The following is a 20,105-nucleotide window of genomic DNA, read 5'->3' on the forward strand; positions in this document are numbered from 1 at the left end:
CCTTATGCATGACAACTTGTGGCTGGTATTCAATCGCCGTTCTGGACGATCGAAGGGTAAAGCTTCAAAAGCAGTTCCGTTGCTCAACTTATCCATAATTGCTGAGGCTGAAATCAGCAATCCGCCGTGGGTCAAATTTCAATTGGCAGGGTGGGTCAATTTTCCATCAGCGCCAACAGCACGATGGCTGGAGTAGAAAAATGGCCTTTTTGTTGGTAGACGATCAGCCCATTATCACCTACGCCTTGAGTGAGTTGCTCAAGGATGCATTCCCCAACGCAGCCCACATCGACGCGGCTGGCGATAGTCTGGCAATGCTCAAATGTTTGACGAGTAAACATTACGACTTTCTCATTCTGGATCTGATTATGCCTGGCGTCGGACAAAGTATCGCCATGCTACGGGCGGCACTGAGTGAAGCGCCGAATCTCGGGGTGGTGATCTTTTCGGGGAATAAGTCACCATGCCTGGCGCTCGCTGCACTGGAACAGGGCGCTAGTGCCTACGTCTGCAAATCCAGCGGATATCATCTGATCATCGAGGCCATCCAAACGCTCAAAGCCGGGAAGGTTTTTTGCGATCCGGTGATCGACCTTGGCAGCGCCCACATGCATCCTTGGTACTCACTCAGCGACCTCGAGTGGCATGTGCTGCTGTCACTGGCCCGTGGCGAATGCTTGCAAGTGGTAGCCAAACGCCAGAGCCGCGACTACAAGACCATCGCCGCTCACAAATACAACGCCCTGAATAAACTCGGACTGAGTGCCGGTGTCGAACTGGCGAATTATCTCGTTACGCAAGGATTGGGCTATCTACTCAACGATCTGACGCTCGACTGCACAGATCCAAGCGGCTTAACACGAACACTACAGAACGTTTCTACAGCCAGCCGCAAGAGTTTCCACCCGTCACGAGGGCAGTAGCGCTGTGGCTGCTTTTCTGCACTTGGTGTGAGGCGCGATAGTTCTGGAACCGATTACCAGACCCCGCGCAGGCCGACTCTGGCTTGACGCAGATCTGTATCACCACCGCCCAGACTTTCTCCGATGAGCGCGTCCCGAACGCGCTCACTCCACGTGTTCTGCTGCCCCACGTCGTCGCTTTCCTCGTTAGCCGAGCCGCTATAGTCGCCGTAGACGTTCAGGTGGTGCCGTCGGCGACAATCAGCGTGACTGGCTGATCAAAGGTCGGACCGGTTTCATGCCCTGGGGGGGGCGCATAAGCGTAAGTTCTTTTTGTTATCGACCCGTGTCAGACCGTAGTCAGAACTTACGCGCATTGAGGTCTCGGCACTTTCACCATCACTGTTACAGGGCAGAGATGTCGTAGCCTCGCAACTCGTCAGCCTCCCCTACCAAGACCAGCGCACTCCGACAGTAACCTGCTGCTGACTGACATCGCTGCCTCCCAGGTTCACGCCTATTACCGAAGCCGTGCCAAACACCCTCAGATCCTGAGTTACCTGGGCCTCCAGCCCCACATCCAGCGTTGCATTCAATCCCAGGTCATGCCCGGAGAAGTTCTGCCGTGTCCCGCCCGGCAGAGTGACTTCCAGATTTGTTGAGTTCTCCCCGAGGGTGTCCTGCAACCCTGCGGCCAGCCAAGGCTTTAGGGTCGCGCCGCCATCCGTCTTGATGGTCTTTTCGACGCGTACCGCAGTCCTCACTAACCCCAGTACATCGTCCTTTATGTTCAGTTGCTTACCGCTTGAGTCGGTCTTGTCGTCCCAGCGCATGTGGATGGCACTCGCCTGGAACTGTGGCTCTACTACCCAGCCGTTGCTCAAGGGATACCTGTGCCCCACTTGTCCACTGAGACTCAAAATGTCGCCGTGCACCTGCTCGCGGAAACCATCGGATGAGCGGATATGCGCATCGGGAAGCAGAGCCGTCAGGCTCAGGTCGACATAGGTACCGCTCTGCCAATCCAGGCTTCCATAGGCGCCAAACGCCAGTGCGTCCATGTCCACGTTGGATCTGCCCACACTCACCTGACCGGTCGAACTCTCGCCTGTGGTCGAGTAATTGCCCCGCTGCTGGCCGATGAACAGACCACCACGCATACGGTAAGCCTGTTCGTTCACGAACAGGTGGTCATAGCCGGCATAGAGTCCCGTGCTGTTGCCATCGAACTCGAACCCTGGATTCGACTCCATCGACAAGTGACTGCCGATGGTGGCCAGCCACAACCCTTCGCAGGTGCCGAACCACTCCAGACCAATGCGCGTGCGTTCTTCTTCGCTGCGATTGCAGTAGGGGTTATCTCCACGGCCTCCGGCCATGCGGTCAAACAGCAGTCGGTTGTTATCCAGAGTCATGCTATAGCCGATATCCGGCACCACTGTATAGCCGGGAATCTCCGGCAACAGCAGCTTGTCGGCCGAACTCAAATACCAGCCCGAGTCATTCTTGCCCTGAGCGAAATTCCAGGCAAGGACACTACCATTTAAACGCACGGTTTTGTCCGACACGAAGCCTCCGGCGGTTGACGGATTGTCATTGGGACTGCCGATGACTCGGATCGTTGTCCCCGGCTTGGCCTCGGTACCATCGTTGGCGAAATTGACGCGTGTCGTACCGACCACATCACCGCCTATGTCCAACCCACCAGACGTACCGGCGGACGCAGCGACCTGCACGTCGAGGGCGCCGTTACCGCTGTAGTCTCCGCTGATCGCCAGACGGTGCGATCCGACATTAATCAGGCCGTCGTTATGAACGCTTCCTCCAACGCTTGCACCGGAGCGGGCGAGCAGGCGTGAAGTGCTGTCGATGGTCAATAGACCACCGTTCAGGTCGAGTGGACTGGCCAGCGAGAAAGCGCTGCCGTCGAGTAATTCGACCCGCTCCCAATTGTTCAGCGCAGGAGCGCCGGTACTGAAGTCCAGGCCGCTGAAACTGAGGTGGTCATTGCCATCCCCCCCATCCAGACCGCGCAGACCGCTCAGATCGCCACCGATGAAACTAGCCGAGTCATTACCGGCACCGAAGTCCAGCATGCCGCGCACGGTGCCTCTCGAGGTGAAGCTGTCATCTGCGGCGGTCCCCGTGTAACTGCCCTGCACGGCGAGCGTGGCACCGGCGGCGACCGTCGTGTTCTGTGCCATGACGCTGCCGTTGGCGCCCACGTTCAAGGTGCCGGCGAGCACATTGACCGTGGCGAATTCCGACCCCAACGGGCCGTTGATGTTGAGCACGCCGACATTGGTCTTGCTCAGGGTTTCGAAGCTCTGCACGGCGCCCAGGTCGGCGCTCACCGCGATGTCGGCATTGAAGATGTCGTTACCTGCTCCTGCAGCCACCGTACCCAGGATTTTGCTGCCGTCGTGGATGATCAGCGTGTCGTCGCCATCACCCAGGGCAAAGATCCCGCCCCGGGTATCGAGTGTGCCGGCGACATCCAGCACGTCGTTGCCCGCGCCCAGGTCGCCATTCGCCAGCAACGTGCCGCCCGCACCGATCGACACTGTATTGGTGCCGGAGCTACCGGTGAGCGTCGCCGCCGTACCGCCGACCGCCTGCAACCTGCCGTCGACATTCAGCGTGGTGTTGTCACCCAGCGCGACGGTTGGTGTATTCAACGTGCCAGCCACGTCCAAAGTGCCCGCATTGAGCGCGGTCCCACCGGAGAAGGTGCTGGTGCCGACCAGGGTCGCAACGCCGACGTTGTCCTTGGTGAGAAACTCGAAGTTGATCGTATGGCTGCTATCGAACGTCATCGCCGCGGCATTGTTCAACATGACGGTGTCGCCTGCACCGTTCGCACCACCGTCGATGACATTGTTCAGCACCGCGCCATCGTTGAGGGTCAACGTGTCGTCACCGGCACACAAGTCGATGGTGCCACTACCACTTACGGTGCCCGACACGCTCATCGTGTCATTTCCCGCGCCGCAGCCGTAACTGCCGTTCACATTTAACGTCGCACCGCTGCCCACTACGGTGGCAAGCGTGCTGCCAGCGGTCGCCACCACACTGGCGTCGGAGCCGACATTCAAAGTACCACCCAGCACGCTGACTTCCTGGAGATCGGTCGCGCCCGGCCCGTTGATGTTGAGCACGCCAGCCCCGGTCTTGGTCACACCCTCGAAGCTCACCAATTCGCCGAGGTCGGCGGTCAGGTTGATGTCGTAAACGCGGGTATCCAGCCCGGCGCCGCCATCGATCGTGCCCAGCACCACGGAGGCGTCGTGCACCACGAAGGTGTCGTCGCCATCCCCCAGGGCAAAGATCCCGCCCCGGGTATCGAGTGTGCCGGCGACATCCAGCACGTCGTTGCCCGCGCCCAGATCGCCACTCGCCAGCAGCGTGCCGCCCGCACCGATCGACACCGTATTGGTGCCGGTGCTACCGGTGAGCGTCGCCGCCGTACCGCCGACCGCCTGCAACCTGCCGTCGACATTCAGCGTGGTGTTGTCACCCAGCGCGACGGTTGGTGTATTCAACGTGCCAGCCACGTCCAAAGTGCCCGCATTGAGCGCGGTCCCACCGGAGAAGGTGCTGGTGCCGACCAGGGTCGCAACGCCGACGTTGTCCTTGGTGAGAAACTCGAAGTTGATCGTATGGCTGCTATCGAACGTCATCGCCGCGGCATTGTTCAACATGACGGTGTCGCCTGCACCGTTCGCACCACCGTCGATGACGTTGTTCAGCACCGCGCCATCGTTGAGGGTCAGCGTGTCGTCGCCGCCGGCCAGGTCGATGATGCCACTGCCGCTGACCGTACCGGACACGTCGAAGCTGTCGTTGCCCGCGCTGCCCGTGTAGCCGCCGTCGACATTCAAGGTTGTGCCGCTCGCCACCGTCGTGGTGACCGCGCCGTTGATCGCACCGCCGGCACCGATGTCCAGCGTGCCACCCTCCACATTGACGACAGTGAAGCTCGAGCTCGCCGGCCCATCGACATGGAGCGTGCCTGTGTTGGTCTTGGTCAGGGTCTCGAAATTGATCGCGCCGCCCAGCGTCGCGCTGCCTGCGATATCCGCCAGGAAGGTATCGGTGCCCGCCCCTCCGTCCACGGCATTCGCCAAGCCCGACAGATCGGCACCGTCCCGGACAGTGAAGGTGTCGTCGCCTTCGAGCAGGTCCACGGTGCCCGTGCCGGTCAGCGTACCGGCTACGGTCATTGTGTCGTTCCCGCTCGTGCCGGTGAAGCTGCCGTCCACGTTCAACGTCGCGCCGTTGCCGACCGTGGTGTCCTGCACCGATACCGTGGCGCTTGGCCCGATATTCAGCGTGCCGCCGAGCACGTCGACTTGCAGCAGGTCGGTCGCGGCGGGACCGTTGATGTCGAGGGTGCCGACGCCGGTTTTGGTCACGCCTTCGAAGTTGACCAATGCGCCCAGATCGGCGGCCAGGTTGATGTCGTAGACGCGGGTGTCCAGACCGGCCCCCCCGTCGATGGTGCCGATGATATTGGTGCCGTCGCGCACGATGAAGGTATCGTTGCCATCCCCCAGCGCGAAGGTTCCCCCCTGCGTGTCGAGCGTGCCGATCACATCGAGTACATCGTTGCCGGCGCCCAGGTCGCCGCTGGCGAGCAAGGTCCCGCCCGCTCCCACGGTGACGGTATTAGTGCCCACACTACCGATGATCGTCGCGGCCGTACCGCCCGCTCCCTGCAGCGAACCATCGACATTGAGCGTCGTGTTGTCGGCCAGCGTCACGGTCGGCGTGCTCAGTGCACCGTCCACGTCCAGCGTGCCGCCGTTGATCGTGGTGCCGCTGCTGAAGCCCTGTGTCCCGGTCAGCGTCGCCGTGCCAGTGTTGTCCTTCTGAAGGAATTCGAAATTGATCGTATCGCTGGCGTCGAAGCTCAGTGTGTTGGCGTTGTTCAGCACGACGGTGTCGCCTGCGCCATGCGCGCCGCCGTCGATGACGTTGCTCAGCACCGCGCCGTCGTTGAGTGTCAGCGTGTCGTCACCGGCGGCCAGGTCGATGGTGCCACTGCCGCTGACCGTGCCGGACACGTCGAAGCTGTCGTTGCCCGCGCTGCCCGTGTAGCCGCCGTCGACATTCAAGGTCGCACCGCTTGCCACCGTCGTGGTGACCACGCCGTTTATCGCACCGGCAGCACCGATATCCAGCGTGCCGCCCAGGACGTTGACCGTAGTGAACGACGAAGAAGCCGGGCCATCGACGTTGAGCGTGCCGATGTTGGTCTTGGTCAGCGTCTCGAAGTTGACTACGCCCCCCAGGACCACACTGCCGGCGATGTCAGCCAACACTGTATCCGTTCCATCTCCGCCACTCAGCGCGTTGACCAGACCCGACAGATTCGCGCCGTCGTTTAAGATCAGCGTGTCGTCGCCGTCACACAGATCGATGGTGCCGCTGCCCCTCACCGTGCCGCCCACGGTCATCGTGTCGTTGCCGGAGCCACAGCCGTAGCTGCCGTCCACGTTGAGGGTGGCGCCACTCGCGACGAGCGTATTGAGCGGACTACCGTCGGCGGGCCCGTCCACGATGCCATCCGGCCCGATGTTCAATGTGCCCTCCAGCACGTTGACGTTCTGGATGGTGGACGGGAATAACACGCCGACGGTATCGCCGTTAATGTTGAGGGTGCCGCCACCGGTCTTGGTCAGGACTTCAAACTGAGCCAGTGCGCCGAGATTGGCAGTCAGGTTGATATCGGCGATGGCGGTGTCGGTGCCATCGCCGCCGTAGACGACGCCATCCACCACAGCCCCGTCGTGCAGGGTGAACAGATCGTCGCCGTCGCCCAGCGAGAGCACGCCACTGAAGTCATTGCCATTGGTGTTGAGTTCACCGAACACGTCCAACACGTCGTTGCCGCCCGCCAGGTCGCCTGTCGCGAACAGCAAACCGCCAGCCCCGATCGTTATCGTGTTGACGTCATCGTCACCGACGATGACCGCTTCGGCGCCATTGAAGCCTCGTACCACGCCGTCAACGTTGAGCGTCGTACCGCCAAATAGAACCATATCCGACGTCTCCAGCGTGCCGTCCACATCCAGCGTGCCCGCCGCCACATTGACGTTGTTGAAACCCTGGGCTCCGATCAGGGTCGCGATACCCGTGTTTTCCTTCTGCAGGAACTCGAAGTTGGTCGTTTTGCCAGCGTCGAACGTAAAGGCGTTGGCGTTGTTCAACACCACGGTATCGCCGTTTATAGAGTCTCCGCCGCTGACGACGTTGCTCAGCACCGCGCCATCGTTGAGGGTCAGCGTGTCATCGCCGCCACACAGGTCGATGGTGCCGGTGCCCGACACCGTGCCGGACACCGTCATGGCATCGTTGCCGTCGCCGCAACCGTAGCTGCCGTCAACGTTCAAGGTCGCACCACTGCCCACTACCGTGGTGAGCGTGCTGCCCGGGGTCGCCACCACGCTGCCGGCGGGTCCGATGTTCAACGTACCGCCCAGCACGCTGACTTCTTGCAGATCGGTCGCACCGGGGCCGTTGAGGTTGAGCGTGCCGGTTCCGGTCTTGGTCACGCCTTCGAAGTTGACCAACTGGCCGAGGTCGGCGTTCAGATTGATATCGTAGACGCGGGTATCCACGCCGGCGCCACCGTCAATGGTGCCGATGATATGGGTGCCGTCGTGCACGGTGAAGGTATCGTCGCCATCGCCCAGCGCGAAGGTTCCGCCCAGTGTGTCGAGCGTGCCAACCACGTCTAGCACATCGTCGCTGGCCCCAAGGTCGCCGGTCGCGACCAGCGTGCCATTGACTGTCACCGTATTGATGCCGGCGCTGCCAGTAATCGTCGCGGCTGTACCGCCCGCGCCCTGCAGCGAACCATCGACATTGAGCGTCGTGTTGTCGGCAAGCGTTACGGTCGGCGTATTCATTGCACCGTCCACATCCAGCGTGCCACCACTGATGGCGGTGCCGCCGCTGAAGCTCTGTGTCCCGGTCAGCGTCGCCGTGCCGGTGTTGTCCTTCTGCAGGAATTCGAAGTTGACGATGTTGCCGCCGTTGAGGGCCAGTGCGCCGGCGTTGTTCAATATGACCGTGTCGCCTGCGCCATGCGCGCCACCGTCGAGTGGATTGGCCAGCCCACTCAGGTCAGCGCCGTCGTTCAAGGTCAGTACGTCGTCGCCGCCGAGCAGGTTGATCGTGCCCGTGCCATTGACCGTGCCTGACACCGTGAACGTGTCGTTGCCTGCGGTGCCTTGGTACGTCCCATCCACGGTCATGGTCGCGCCCGAGGACACCACGGTGGTCTGCGGATCGACGATGGTGCCCGCGGCGATATGCAGCGTCCCGCCCCGCACCAGCACCGTATCGAACTGAGAAGTCACCGGGCCTGTGAGGTTGAGCGTGCCGACATTGGATTTGATCAGTGTTTCGAAATTGACCGCGCCACCCAGGGCAGCGGTGGTGGCGATGTCAGCCGTCAGCGTATCGATGCCGAGGCCACCGTTGATCGCGGTCGTCAGACCGCTTAGATCAGCGCCATCCTGTAGCGTTAACTGATCATCGCCGTCGAGCATGTCGACGGTGCCCGTCCCCGCCACATTGCCTGCAACGGTGAAACTGTCAGAGCCTGTGGTAAAACCCAGGCTGCCATTGACGTTCAGCGCCGCGCCGCTGGCGACCGTCGCGCTGAATACACCGGTAAGGCTGGCAGCGGCATTGATGTTCAAAATGCCGGCCAGCACGTTGACGGTCGTGAAGTCCGAACCCGTCGGGCCATTGAAGTTGAGTGAGCCGACGCCAGTCTTGGTCAGGGTTTCAAACCCTTGCACGGCGCCCACGTCTGCGCTGGTATTGATATCAGTGGCGAAAGTATCGGTGCCCGCGCCCGCCGTCACGGCGCCGATGATGTGGGTGCCATCATGGATGATCAGGGTGTCATCACCGTCGCCGAGTGCGAAAGTACCACCGCCGGTGTCGAGCGTGCCGGCCACGTCCAGGAAATCGTCGCCGCCACCCAGATCGCCACTGGCGACCAGGTGGCCGCCAGCACCTACCGTCAAGGTATTCGCGCCGGCACTGCCGGTGACCGTGGTCGCGGCTCCGCCAACACCCTGCAGTGAGCCATCGACATTGAGCGTCACACTGTCAGCCAGATTCACTGATGGCGTTTCCAGCGCACCCACCACATTAAGCGCGCCGCCGTTGATTGTGGTACCGACACTGAAGCTCTGACTGCCGGTCAGGGTGGTGACGCCGCCGTTCTGTTTGAGCAGACTCTCGAAACCCGCAGTCGCGCCTCCGTTGAAAGTCAGCGCCAGGGCATTGTCGAGCACCAACTGGTCGTTGCCGGTTCCGGCGTTGATGCCCACGCCACTGATTACAGCGCCGTCATGCAGGATCACGGTTTCGTCCCCCGCACCCAGGTCCAGGGCGGCAGCGCCCGTGTTAAGCGTACCTGCGAGGGTGACGTTGTCGGTGCCGCCGCCAAGGCTGCCGCTTGCTTGCAGCGTCGCCCCGCTGTTGATGTTGAGGGTGTTGGCGCCGGCGCTGCCGGTGAGGATGGCAGTCGTCCCGCCCATGCCTCGCACTGTGCCAACCACATTCAAGGTGGTGGCGTCCGCCATCGAGACGGTTGATGTATCTAGCGAGCCGCCCACATTCAGCGCGCCGCCATTGATCGCGGTACCGGCACTGTAACTCTGGTTGCCGGTCAAGGTCAGCGTGCCCACGTTCTGCTTGGTCAGTTGTTCGAAGCCACTGAAACCACCGAAGGTCTTCGCCAGGGCGTTGTTGATCACCAGGCTGTCGGCGGTGCCGGCACCCGCGTCGACACCGGCGCCGTTGATCACTCCGTCATTGATGGTCAGCGTGTCGTTGCCAGCGCCCAGGTTCAACACCGTGGCACCCGTATCCAGCGTGCCCGTCACGTTGAGCGCATCGCTGCCATCGCCCAAGTCGCCATTAACGCGCAGGGTCGCACCGCTGTTAACGTTGATCGTGCTGGCGCCTGCGTCGCCGGTGATCGCAGCAGTCGTTCCGCCCGCCGCTTGCACGGTACCGTCCACGTTGAGGGTGGAGGTGCTACTCATGGCAATGGAGCCGGTATTCAGCACGCCGTTCACGTCCAGTGTGCCCGCGCTCACCGTGGCGCCACCGATGCTGTTGCCTGCAGTCAGCGTAGTGGTGCCGGTGCCGACCTGCGCGAAGGTGCCCGGACCACTCATGGCGGCATTGAAGATGACCGTGTCACTGCGGTTCATCGACAACGTCGAAGTCGCCGAATCAACGATCACATTGCCGGTGCCGAGATTGCCCGACGTGTTGCCGTCGCCGATTGTCAGGTTGCCGTCGTTGACGACGGTGTTCCCGGTGTACGTGTTGTTGCCGATCAGTACCCAAGTGCCGCTGCCGTTTTTGGCCAGTGTGGTGATACCGGTGCCGCTGTTGCCGATCACGCCGGCCACAGTGTTGTTGCCAGTGTTGGTACCACCTAGGGCGACGGTGCGTGCCACGTTGGGATTCGATAGCCCGATTGTGCCGGAATTAGTGAAGTTGATCGCGCCTGTCCCCGACGATTCGATGAACGAAACGCCGCCCGCCAGCGTGAACAGTCGATTGCTGCTGTCGCCCGAGCCGGTGTAGCGCAGGGCTGAGTCGTTGCCAATCACCAGGTTGGAGGCCGCACTGGACGCAGCGCCGATACCGCTGGCCGTGCCGCCATTGCTGAGTTTGCTAACTCCGAGCACGCCACCGCTGATGGTGGTGACACCGGTGTAGCTGCTGCTGTTGTTGGTCAGGATCCAGGTGCCGGTGCCGGTCTTGGTTAACGAGCTGACACCCGTACCGTTGTTGTCGAGCTGCGCCGACAGAGTGTTGTTGCCGGTGTTGGTACCGTTGAGCGTCAACGTGCGCGCGATGCCGTTACCGGTCAATGCAATGGCGCCGACGTTGGTCAGGTTCAATGCTCCTGTGCCCGAGGAATCCAGCGAGCCACCGCCCGCGCCGAGCGTGAACAGGCGGTCGCTGCTTTGGCCCGCGCCACCGTACGACAGAGTGGCGCCATTGTTGATGACCAGGTTGCTTGCGGCCGCGCTGCTGGCGCCGGTGCCACTGTTGCTGCCGCCGTCGGCCAGGCAGTCGACGGCCAGGGTGCCGCCGTTGATGGTGGTGGTGCCGGTGTAGCCGTTGTTGCATCCGGTCATTTGCTGGACCTGCACACCACTCTTGACCAGGTTGCCGGTGCCATTGATGTTGCCTGCATAGGCAACGCCAGCCGTATTGTTGCCGGTGCTGACCGTCAGCGTCTGCCCGCCAAGGTTGATGTTGCCGCCCGTGGTGCCGCCACCTTGCAACCAGGTGAACGACGGATTGAAACCGTTGGCATCCAGCGTGGCGCCGGCCACGTTGCCCATGTTCAGGTAGCCGTTGCCAAAGGCCGTGGCTGAGCCGGCGCGCAGGATGCCGGCCTGATCAACCACTGTGCCGCCGGTATACGTATTGTTGCCGGATAGCACCAGCGTGCCGGGCCCTCTCTTGTACAGGGTGCCGGCGCCGCCCACCACCCCACTGATGCCCAGGGTGGTCGTCGCACCAGTGACGTTAAGCACGCCATACCCGCCCTGCAACGTGAATCCGTGATCGGTGCTGACGCTGCCACCGGTGTAATTGAGATAACCGCTATTGAACAGCAGGTTGGAAGCAGCGCTAGACGATGCGCCGATACCGCTTGCCTGCCCGCCATTGGCCAGACAATCGACGGTAATCTGGCTGTTGTTGTTGATGGCGGTGGCGCCGGTGTAGGTATTGTTGCAACCGGACATGATCTGGGTGCCACCCGCCTGTGTATAGCCGCCGCTACCGCTGATGATTCCGCTGAAGCTCCCGCCGGCGAGCGCCGTTAGCGTGGCGGAGCCCAGGGTCACGTTGCCGACGCCCTGGAGCGCCCCGATCGAGGTGTTGAAACCATTGAGATCTGCCGTGGCTCCGCTCGCCACGCTCAGGTTGTTATTTGTGCTGCCAAAAGCCTGGGTAGACCCTGCGCGCAGCGTGCCGGCAGTGACCGAGGTACCGCCCGAGTAGGTATTGGTGCCGGAGAGCACCAGGGTGCCCGCCCCGTCCTTGCGAAAACCATCATCACCCACTGCCGTACCGCTGACAGTCAAGGTGGTGGCCGCGTTGCTGACACCAATGGCACCAACGCTGCCGCCAGCACCGGGGGTGCCGACGGTGAAACCACGGTCGGTGCTGGACGTACCACCGAGGTAAGCGAGCGTGCCGCCATTGAGGACGAGATTGCCCGAGGCATTGCTGGACGCACCGATGCCGCTGACCAGACCGCCATTGGCCAGGGTGTTGACCGCCAGCGTGCCGCCGGTGACGGAGGTGATGCCGGTGTAGTCGTTGCCCGCGTTGCCCAGCGTCAGCATGCCGACGCCGGTCTTGGTGAAACTGGCGCCATCGGTGCTGGTGACCAGGCCGTTGAACGTCAGGTCGCTGGCGGCACCGGTGACATCGATGGTACTGCCCAGGATCGCGCCGGATTTGGCGATGGTGAAACCGCGGTCACTGGTCGTCGTGGCACCGGTGTACCGCAGTGTGCTGCCTTCCAGCAACAGGTTGGACGACGTTGCGGACGAGGAACCGATGCCGCTGGCCGTGCCGCCGTTGGTGATGTTGCCGACCGAGAGGATCCCCTGCGACACGATGGTGGCGCCAGTGTAGGTGTTGTTGGCGTTGGTCAGCGTGACCAGCCCGGCACCGGCCTTGGTGAAGCCGACTCCGCCGCCGTTGTCGACGATCTGGGACGCTATGGTGAAGTTGCCGGTGCCATTTTGCTGAACGCCCAGTACACCACCTCCGGAGGTACCGGTGAGCGAACCGCCCGTGATCGTCTGATTGTTGGCCCCGACCGACGGCGCAACGATGATCGTGCCATCCACCCCTAGAATATTACCGGCGCCCACAGTCACGGTGGAGTTGGCTGCCGCGGTGTACTGCAAGCCGCCGATCTGCTTGCTGCCGCTCACCGTGCCAAAATAGGGCGAGTTCGCAGTGCCACCGGCATCGCTGAGGATCTCGTTGTTCAGCCAGGTGGACGCATTGTCCTTGTTGACATAGTCCGCTGTGGTGAAGGCAAGGATGTTGCCACCGACCACCTTGGCGTAATTGGTGCCGTTGACCGTGGCCCAACCGCCCAGGGTGCTATTTGTGGTGGTGATGTTGCCGCTGCCCGGCAGGTTGAAGTTGACCAGGCCACTGGTGCGGGTGATCGCCCCCAGGTTGAGCGCCATGCTGCCGCCGGTGCCGGATGTCGCGCCGATCGTGTTGTTGCCTCCAGTGACGAGGAGACCATTGAACGTCTGCGTGTTGGCCTTGCCAGCAGCACCGATCGCATTGAGCACCCCGCCGCCCATTTTCAGGGTCGAGGCGCTGGAAATGATGTTGCTGGTGGGCGCGGTGGCTGCACCGTAGTCCAACCGCAGCGTGCCGCCGTTGATCGTGGTCGCACCCGTATAGGTGTTGGCCCCGGTGAGGGTCTGCGTGCTGGCCCCGGTCTTGGTGAGGCCACCGCTGCCGGTGATGTTGCCGGCGTAGGCGGTACTGATACCCGCAGCATCGTTCAGGGTAAGCGTCCCCGATCCCAGGTCGACGGTGCCGCCCGTACCGGCCAACGAGGAAAGCGTGATGTTCAGATCATTAATATCCAGCGTGGCGCCGCTGTTCACAACGACCCCATTGGTTGCCCCAAAGGCCGTGGTGCTGCCGGCACGGAGTGTGCCGCTGTTGACAATAGTGCTGCCGGTGTAGGTATTGGCGCCGCTGAGTGTCCAGGTGGACGCGCCGCCCTTGCTCAACCCTCCCGTGCCGGAAATGACGCCCGAGAACAGGTTGTCGGCGCCAATGTAGCTGCCGCCGAGCGTGCCGGTGTTGGTGAGTGCCAAGGTGCCACTGAGCGCAAGCGTGCCAGTGCCATCGTTGTTGATCGCGCCGCCGTTTAGCCCCCATGTCCGATTGCTGCTGTCGCCAGCGCCGGTGTAGGTCACGGCGCCATTGGTGATGCCGATGCCATTCCCCACCGCGCCGGCGCCAAAGGAACTGGCGGTGCCGATGTCCTTGAACGAACCGGCCCGTACGGTTACACCGTTGATGCCGGTCGCGGTCGTATACGTATTGACGTTGCCAAGCGTGATGGTTCTTCCGGCGCTACCGGTATAGGAGACCAAGCCATTGCCTGAAATGATGCCCAGCAATGACATGTCGGCCGAATTGGCATTGAAGTTAGTTCCATAGGTGCTGCCACCCGACACGACCATGTTGCCGGTCAGTGTCAACGTGCCTGTCCCTATGTTGCGAAAGGTGAGCGGTGCCACGGTGCCCGCGGCGTTGAATTGCCAGTTGCGGTTGGAACTGCTGCCGGCACCGAAATAGCTCAGGGTTGCAGGAACGCCACCGCCGGACCCAAGCGTGATGGTGCCATTGGCCACCGTCGTTGGCGCACCCAGGGAACTGGCCACGCCCAGATCGGCGACGGAGTTGAACGAAAAGCTGCCGCCATTCCCGTTGCCGAAAATGGTCGCCCCGGTATAGTTGCTAGCGGCGTTGGTGAGGCTGACACCGCTATTGAGCCTGAGTCCACCAGCACCGGTGAAGCGGGCCGAGCCCACGCCGGCGCCGTTCAGCAGGACGCTGCCGCTGGTGAGGGTAATGTTCCGGCTCGCTGCGAGGGCACCAGTGCTGCTCAAGCTTGTGCCGCCGGCGATGGTGATGCCGTTGCCCGCCGCACCCAGCGCGGAATCGCCATTGAGGGACAAGCCGCCGGCATTGACCACGACACCACCGCTGAAGATGTTGGCACCGTTGAGGTTGAGGGTACCGGCCCCCGCCTTGATCAGACCCGCGCTGCCAGCCAGGATCGAGTTGATGCTGGCTGCGCCAGTGACGGTGATGGTGGGCGTGATCCCCCCCAGAGTCAGGGTGCTGCCGTTGAGCGTGTAACCGGTGGTCAGGAAGGTGAGGTTGTGCACGGTGATCGGCGTGCCCAGGGTTATGGTGCCGGCGGTGCCGCCGAAAAAAGCGTCGTCGAGGGTGGCATTGTTCCAGGCGCTATAGGGGCCGCTGACGCCGTCGCTGTTGGGGCTCCAGAATGCGCTGGAAAGATTCCAGGTGCCGGTACCACCCGAGCCCAGTGCCGTGCCGTTGGTATCCCAATACCGATCGGCTGCCTGCAACAACGGGCTGAACGCCATGCCCGCCGACAGCAACAAGGGCAGTATCCGGAGCCTGCGCCCCCGCCGCCCGCCGCTGCGACCTTTGCCATGAGATTTCGCATATTCGCTGACTGCTACGAAAGTACCTGCACGTCCACTCCAGACAATGCGAAATACATGATTCATGGTCTTTCCCTTTTTTCTTATTGGTTGTGCCCCTGTCGAGTTACCCGCTCAACAGTTGCGCGCTGGCCCCTACACACGCAGCAAATGCACGCCGGTACATCAAATCTAGTCAGGAATATCACTAAGAAAATTCTGAAAGTGCGCAAATTACCGTAGCGTCGCCCAACAGACGGTCAAGGAAATTCCCGGCAGCACATGAATTGACGGGCTAGAGTTTGCGAGCGTTCTGGAGAACGCGCGGGTCGTACGCGGGCAGATCCATGGAGCATTTGGCGATGGCGACGTTCGGAGAAACGTCTGCACACATTGGTTAGGCGTACGGCCCCCGCAATTGTCAGAATGGAGCAGCGCGGCAAGAGTGATCGGTCCGCCAAGACTCGTCCCGCACTGACCTTGCCCGGATCGATATGAGGCACCCATCTCAAGGGAAAGCTTTGTGCAATTCACCATCACTTGGGCAATGAAATAAAAGCAGGGCGAACTGCATCAGAGCGGCGCAATGCCGAAAAATGACGCTATCCGGCATGCGGTGCAACTCAAGTCAAGGGTAACAACGACCTAGCACACAATGTTTATCCGTGCGCAGTTTGGAAAGCATCCATTTTGCATGCTGCCAAGAAAAATCTTATCCGAGTAGTCAATATTTTTTCGACGCACGTATTTCCTGACAGACTAACCTATGAAGTGTTCCGCTCCGCTATGCCCCCAGTTGGCTTTGTCGAGATTTCATCATGCCATGGCGATCACATTCCTTGATGGTCCGTCTTACGACAGGTATTGCTTCCTTCATGTTGTTTGTCTATGTGCTGGCAGGTTTGGCGCTCTACCAGAGTAAAAAACAGCATGAGCTTCAAGCCGCCATCACAGCGGAGAACCTGGCGCGATCCTTGGCGATCAATGTCACTGGCGTCCTTGATAAAGTTGATGTGGGCCTGTTCGCTGTGGCAAGGGAAGTGGAGCGGCAAATGGCTGCTGGAGGCATCAATGAGACATTGCTGGATGGATATCTAACACAACAGCAGACAGCGATTAGAGATTGCGAAGGGCTATGGGTAGCTGATGAAAAAGGCGATGTCCCTTGGGGAACAATATTGACCGCCGGCAAAACGAATATTGCCGACAGAGAGTATTTCCAACGCTTGCATGAGAATTCGCATCTTGGAATGGTTATATCCAAACCTGTGATAGGACGCACCACAAAAACCTGGTCGGTCCTTCTGTCCAGACGCATCAACCACATTGATGGCTCCTTTGCAGGCGTGGCGCTGGGCTCGTTACGCATGGTGGATTATTTTACCGAGATATTCTCCACTTTTGATGTTGGAAAACAAGGAGTCATCGCAATTCGTGATGATGAGATGGCACTCATAGCCCGGTATCCGAAAGTAGCGAGTGAAAGTGGAAAAGTTGGCTCCAAGTTGGTGTCAGCCAAGGCTACAGAAACTATTCGTGCGTTCCCGAATGATGGGAGCTACACCGCAGTTGCTCCACTAGACGGCATTGAGCGACTCTACAGCTATCGAAAAATTGCTAATTACCCTCTCTATATCATCGTCGCAACGAGCACCGACGAGTTTCTCGCTCCTTGGCGAAAGGAAGCAGCCATAACACTGTTACTGATAACAATTTTCACCCTGACTATTCTTGTTTACACGCGTAACAGTTATAGACGTGAAACTGAAGTTCTTAAGGCTAAAAGAATGGGGCGCTTTCGGACCGCATTCCGCGCCAGCCCAGATAGTCAGGTCATCACCCGCCTTGACGATGGGAGCCTTCTTGAGGTCAATGATGGATTTACCCGCATATTTGGCTGGACACGGGAAGAGACTTTTGGAAAAACAGTATTTGATATCGACATTTGGCGTTATCCGGAAGAGCGTCACGAATCAGTTCGACTCTTACAGCAACAAGGATACTTCATTGATCATGAAGCTGAATTTGTAAGCAAGGATGGCCGCACTTGGCCCGGCCTGATTTCGGCGCACATAATGACCCTGGATGACACTCAATGTATTCAAGGTATCATCCGCGACATCAGCGACCGGAAAGATGCCGAACAACAGATCCAAAGACTGTCATTCTCTGACCAGTTAACAGGGTTACCAAATCGCCGACTCTTTATGGATCGGCTGGAACAAGCATTGATTTCGAGTATTCGCCATCAATGGATAGGCGCATTGATGTTTGTCGATCTCGATGACTTCAAGTCCATCAACGAAACTCAGGGGCATGGCCAAGGCGACTTGTTTCTAAATGAAATAGCCCAACGATTGAGGAGTTGTGTGCCGGAGGGCAACACCGTCGCCCGCCTTGGAGGCGACAAATTCGCTCTTATTCTGGAGAGCAAGAGCGCCAATCCGCAAGAGGCGGCGAACCATGCTGAAACCATTGGCGAAAAAACCCTGCGGGAGATCGAGCAGCCTTATGAGTTGTGTACATCGACACTGCACCGAACCTGCAGCATAGGTATTACTCTGTTCGGCGAGCGGGATGAGGATGCAAGCGAGCCCCTGAAACGCGCCGAGTTGGCCATGTACCAAGCCAAAGCCTGCGGACGCAATGTCTTGTGTTTTTTCGACCCCGAGATGCAGACGGTCGTCAGCGCTCGAATCGCACTGGAGGAAGGACTGCGCAAAGCTATCAAGCAACACCACATCCTGTTGCACTATCAACCGCAGGTCACGAAGGAAGGTCGCATTACAGGCGTGGAGGCGTTAGTGCGCTGGAAAGACACGCGCGGCGGCATGATTTCTCCGGCAGAGTTCATTCCAATGGCAGAGGCGTCGGGCTTGATTTTCCCGCTAGGCCAGCAGGTGCTCGAAATAGCTTGTAAGCAGTTGGCCGTATGGGCGTATAGACCGAAGTTCTCTCACCTGACCATCGCCGTCAACGTCAGTGCTCGGCAGTTTAATCAGGATGGTTTTGTCGAACAAATACAGTCTGTGCTCGAGCTCTCCGGTGCCAATCCTCATCGTCTCAAGCTGGAAATTACTGAAAGTATGCTGGTCTCCAGCATCGAGGACGTAATAGCCAAGATGAATGCGTTGAAATCCATCGGCGTCGGCTTTTCGCTGGACGACTTTGGCACCGGTTACTCCTCCCTCTCGTATCTCAAGCGCCTGCCGCTGGACCAACTCAAGATCGACCAGGGATTCGTACGCGATATCCTGGTGGACCCAAACGACGCTGCAATCGCCAGGACAGTGGTTGCGCTGGCAAACAGTATGAGCTTGTCGGTCATTGCTGAGGGGGTTGAAACACGCGCACAGCGTGACATGCTGGCTGCCTTGGGTTGCCATAACTTCCAAGGATATTTATTTGGTTGCCCCATGGCCATAGAAGCATTGGAGGCTTACATCGATACAGGGATTCGCCACGCTCTTCCAGGCCGGTAGCCGGGCAACTGCTGCTACAGCAGTGTGTCTCGGCCTGACGCTCTCAACGTGAGGGATCCTTGCATTAGAGACCGCTCAACTCCGTCACCGACTTTTTTCGGAACGGGGCGCTGCCAATGGGGGTTCATTCACCTCTAAACGCGCACTGGCTCTCGTTTCATCCCCCATTCGCTGAGCATATTCCAACTTCTTCAGGCAGCCGCCTTCGACTCGGCAAGATCAACCTCAGTCGCACTGCGCCCCGCCAGCCAGGCGACCACAGACGCCACCACCAACACCGCTGCACTCAGTTCGAAGGTGGCTTTGTAACCACTCAGATCAAATGCCAGGCCGCCGACAATTGCCCCGGCGGCGATAGCCAGTTGCACGATGGCCACCAGCAACCCTCCGCCGGCTTCAGCATCCTCCGGGAGCGTCTGCGCCAGCCAGGTCCACCAGCCTACGGGCGCCGCCGTAGCGACCAGGCCCCATAGGCCGAGCAGCACTGCGGTCAGCAACGGCGAGGCGCCGAAGTTGACCAGCGCCAGCGCGATGACCGCCATGATCAGCGGGATCACTGTCAGTGTGCGGTAGAGGCCATTGCCGATGAATCTTTCGATCAGAAAAGTCCCGATGAAACCGGCAAGGCCAAGGCCCAGTAGCATGAACGACAATGTTGAAACGCTGACGCCGGTGACGCCCTCAAGGAACGGGCGCAGGTAGGTGAACAACATGAACTGCCCCATGAAAAATACGCTGACGGCGATCATCCCCAAAGCGACGGGCAGCCGCTGCATCAGCCGCAGGGCGTTGCCGCTGCCGGTCTGGCGCTCGACCTTGAAGGACGGCAGGCTGATCAGCAGCCACACGGCCGCCAGCGCTGCGACCGGTACAACACAGAAGAATGCGCCGCGCCAGCCAATCAGCGAACCAAGGAAGCTGCCCGCGGGGGCGGCGATGACCGTCGCCAGCGCGTTACCGCCATTGACGATGGCCAGTGCTCGGGAAACCTGATCGGGCTGCACCAGACGCATGGCGGTCGCCGCCGACAATGACCAGAACCCGCCGATGGCGATGCCAATCAAGGCGCGTCCAAACATGAATGACGGGTAGCCCGGCGCGAATGCGACGACCGTACCCGAGACGATCATCAACAAGGTCAGGCACAGCAGCAGCTTCTTGCGCTCGACACGCGCGGCGACTGCAGCAATCACCAGACTGGTGAGCAAGGCGAAGCCACCGGAGACGGCAATCCCCTGCCCGGCCTGGCCTTCGGTAATGTGCAGTTCTGCCGCGATGGGCGTCAGCAGGCTGACGGGCATGAACTCTGAAGCGACCAGGGCGAATGCGGCCAACGACATGGCCAGCACGGCGCTCCAGCCGCGTTTTTCTGTAGAAAGGGAAGTCATTGGAACTACCTGTATTGCGAGAGGCGTCCGGGCGATTGCCCG

The 20,105-nt window shown here is 60.4% G+C and carries 4 protein-coding genes; 2 read left to right on the forward strand and 2 right to left on the reverse strand.

Features of this window, described 5'->3' with window-relative positions; translation table 11 throughout:
* The first annotated feature begins 200 nt into the window (after positions 1-200).
* Complete coding sequence (locus tag QMK55_RS00170; protein ID WP_102358030.1) at positions 201-923, forward strand: response regulator transcription factor; 723 nt, start codon at positions 201-203, stop codon at positions 921-923.
* A 428-nt stretch (positions 924-1,351) separates the two neighbouring features.
* On the opposite strand, the gene QMK55_RS00175 is transcribed toward QMK55_RS00170, so the two are convergent.
* Positions 1,352-15,280 carry an autotransporter-associated beta strand repeat-containing protein gene (locus tag QMK55_RS00175; RefSeq protein WP_320328344.1) on the reverse strand — a complete coding sequence of 4,643 codons (13,929 nt, stop codon included), beginning with the start codon at positions 15,278-15,280 and terminating at the stop codon, positions 1,352-1,354.
* Between the two features lie 788 nt (positions 15,281-16,068).
* Here QMK55_RS00175 and QMK55_RS00180 point away from each other — a divergent pair.
* Positions 16,069-18,675 carry an EAL domain-containing protein gene (locus QMK55_RS00180; protein WP_320328345.1) on the forward strand — a complete coding sequence of 869 codons (2,607 nt, stop codon included), beginning with the start codon at positions 16,069-16,071 and terminating at the stop codon, positions 18,673-18,675.
* Positions 18,676-18,866: 191 nt separating this feature from the next.
* Here QMK55_RS00180 and QMK55_RS00185 read toward each other — a convergent pair whose 3' ends face one another.
* A complete protein-coding gene (locus QMK55_RS00185) occupies positions 18,867-20,063 on the reverse strand; it encodes an MFS transporter (RefSeq protein WP_320328346.1) in 1,197 nt (398 codons plus the stop codon).
* Between the last annotated feature and the right edge of the window lie 42 nt (positions 20,064-20,105).

It is taken from the genome of Pseudomonas sp. P8_229, from assembly GCF_034008635.1.
In the GTDB taxonomy this organism is placed as follows: domain Bacteria; phylum Pseudomonadota; class Gammaproteobacteria; order Pseudomonadales; family Pseudomonadaceae; genus Aquipseudomonas.

What these genes read in the sequence shown, in the direction of transcription:
- QMK55_RS00170 (WP_102358030.1), top strand. Translation starts at nt 201, where the DNA reads ATGGCCTTTTTGTTGGTAGACGATCAGCCCATTATCACCTACGCCTTG.
- QMK55_RS00175 (WP_320328344.1), bottom strand. Translation starts at nt 15,280, where the DNA reads ATGAATCATGTATTTCGCATTGTCTGGAGTGGACGTGCAGGTACTTTC.
- QMK55_RS00180 (WP_320328345.1), top strand. Translation starts at nt 16,069, where the DNA reads ATGTTGTTTGTCTATGTGCTGGCAGGTTTGGCGCTCTACCAGAGTAAA.
- QMK55_RS00185 (WP_320328346.1), bottom strand. Translation starts at nt 20,063, where the DNA reads ATGACTTCCCTTTCTACAGAAAAACGCGGCTGGAGCGCCGTGCTGGCC.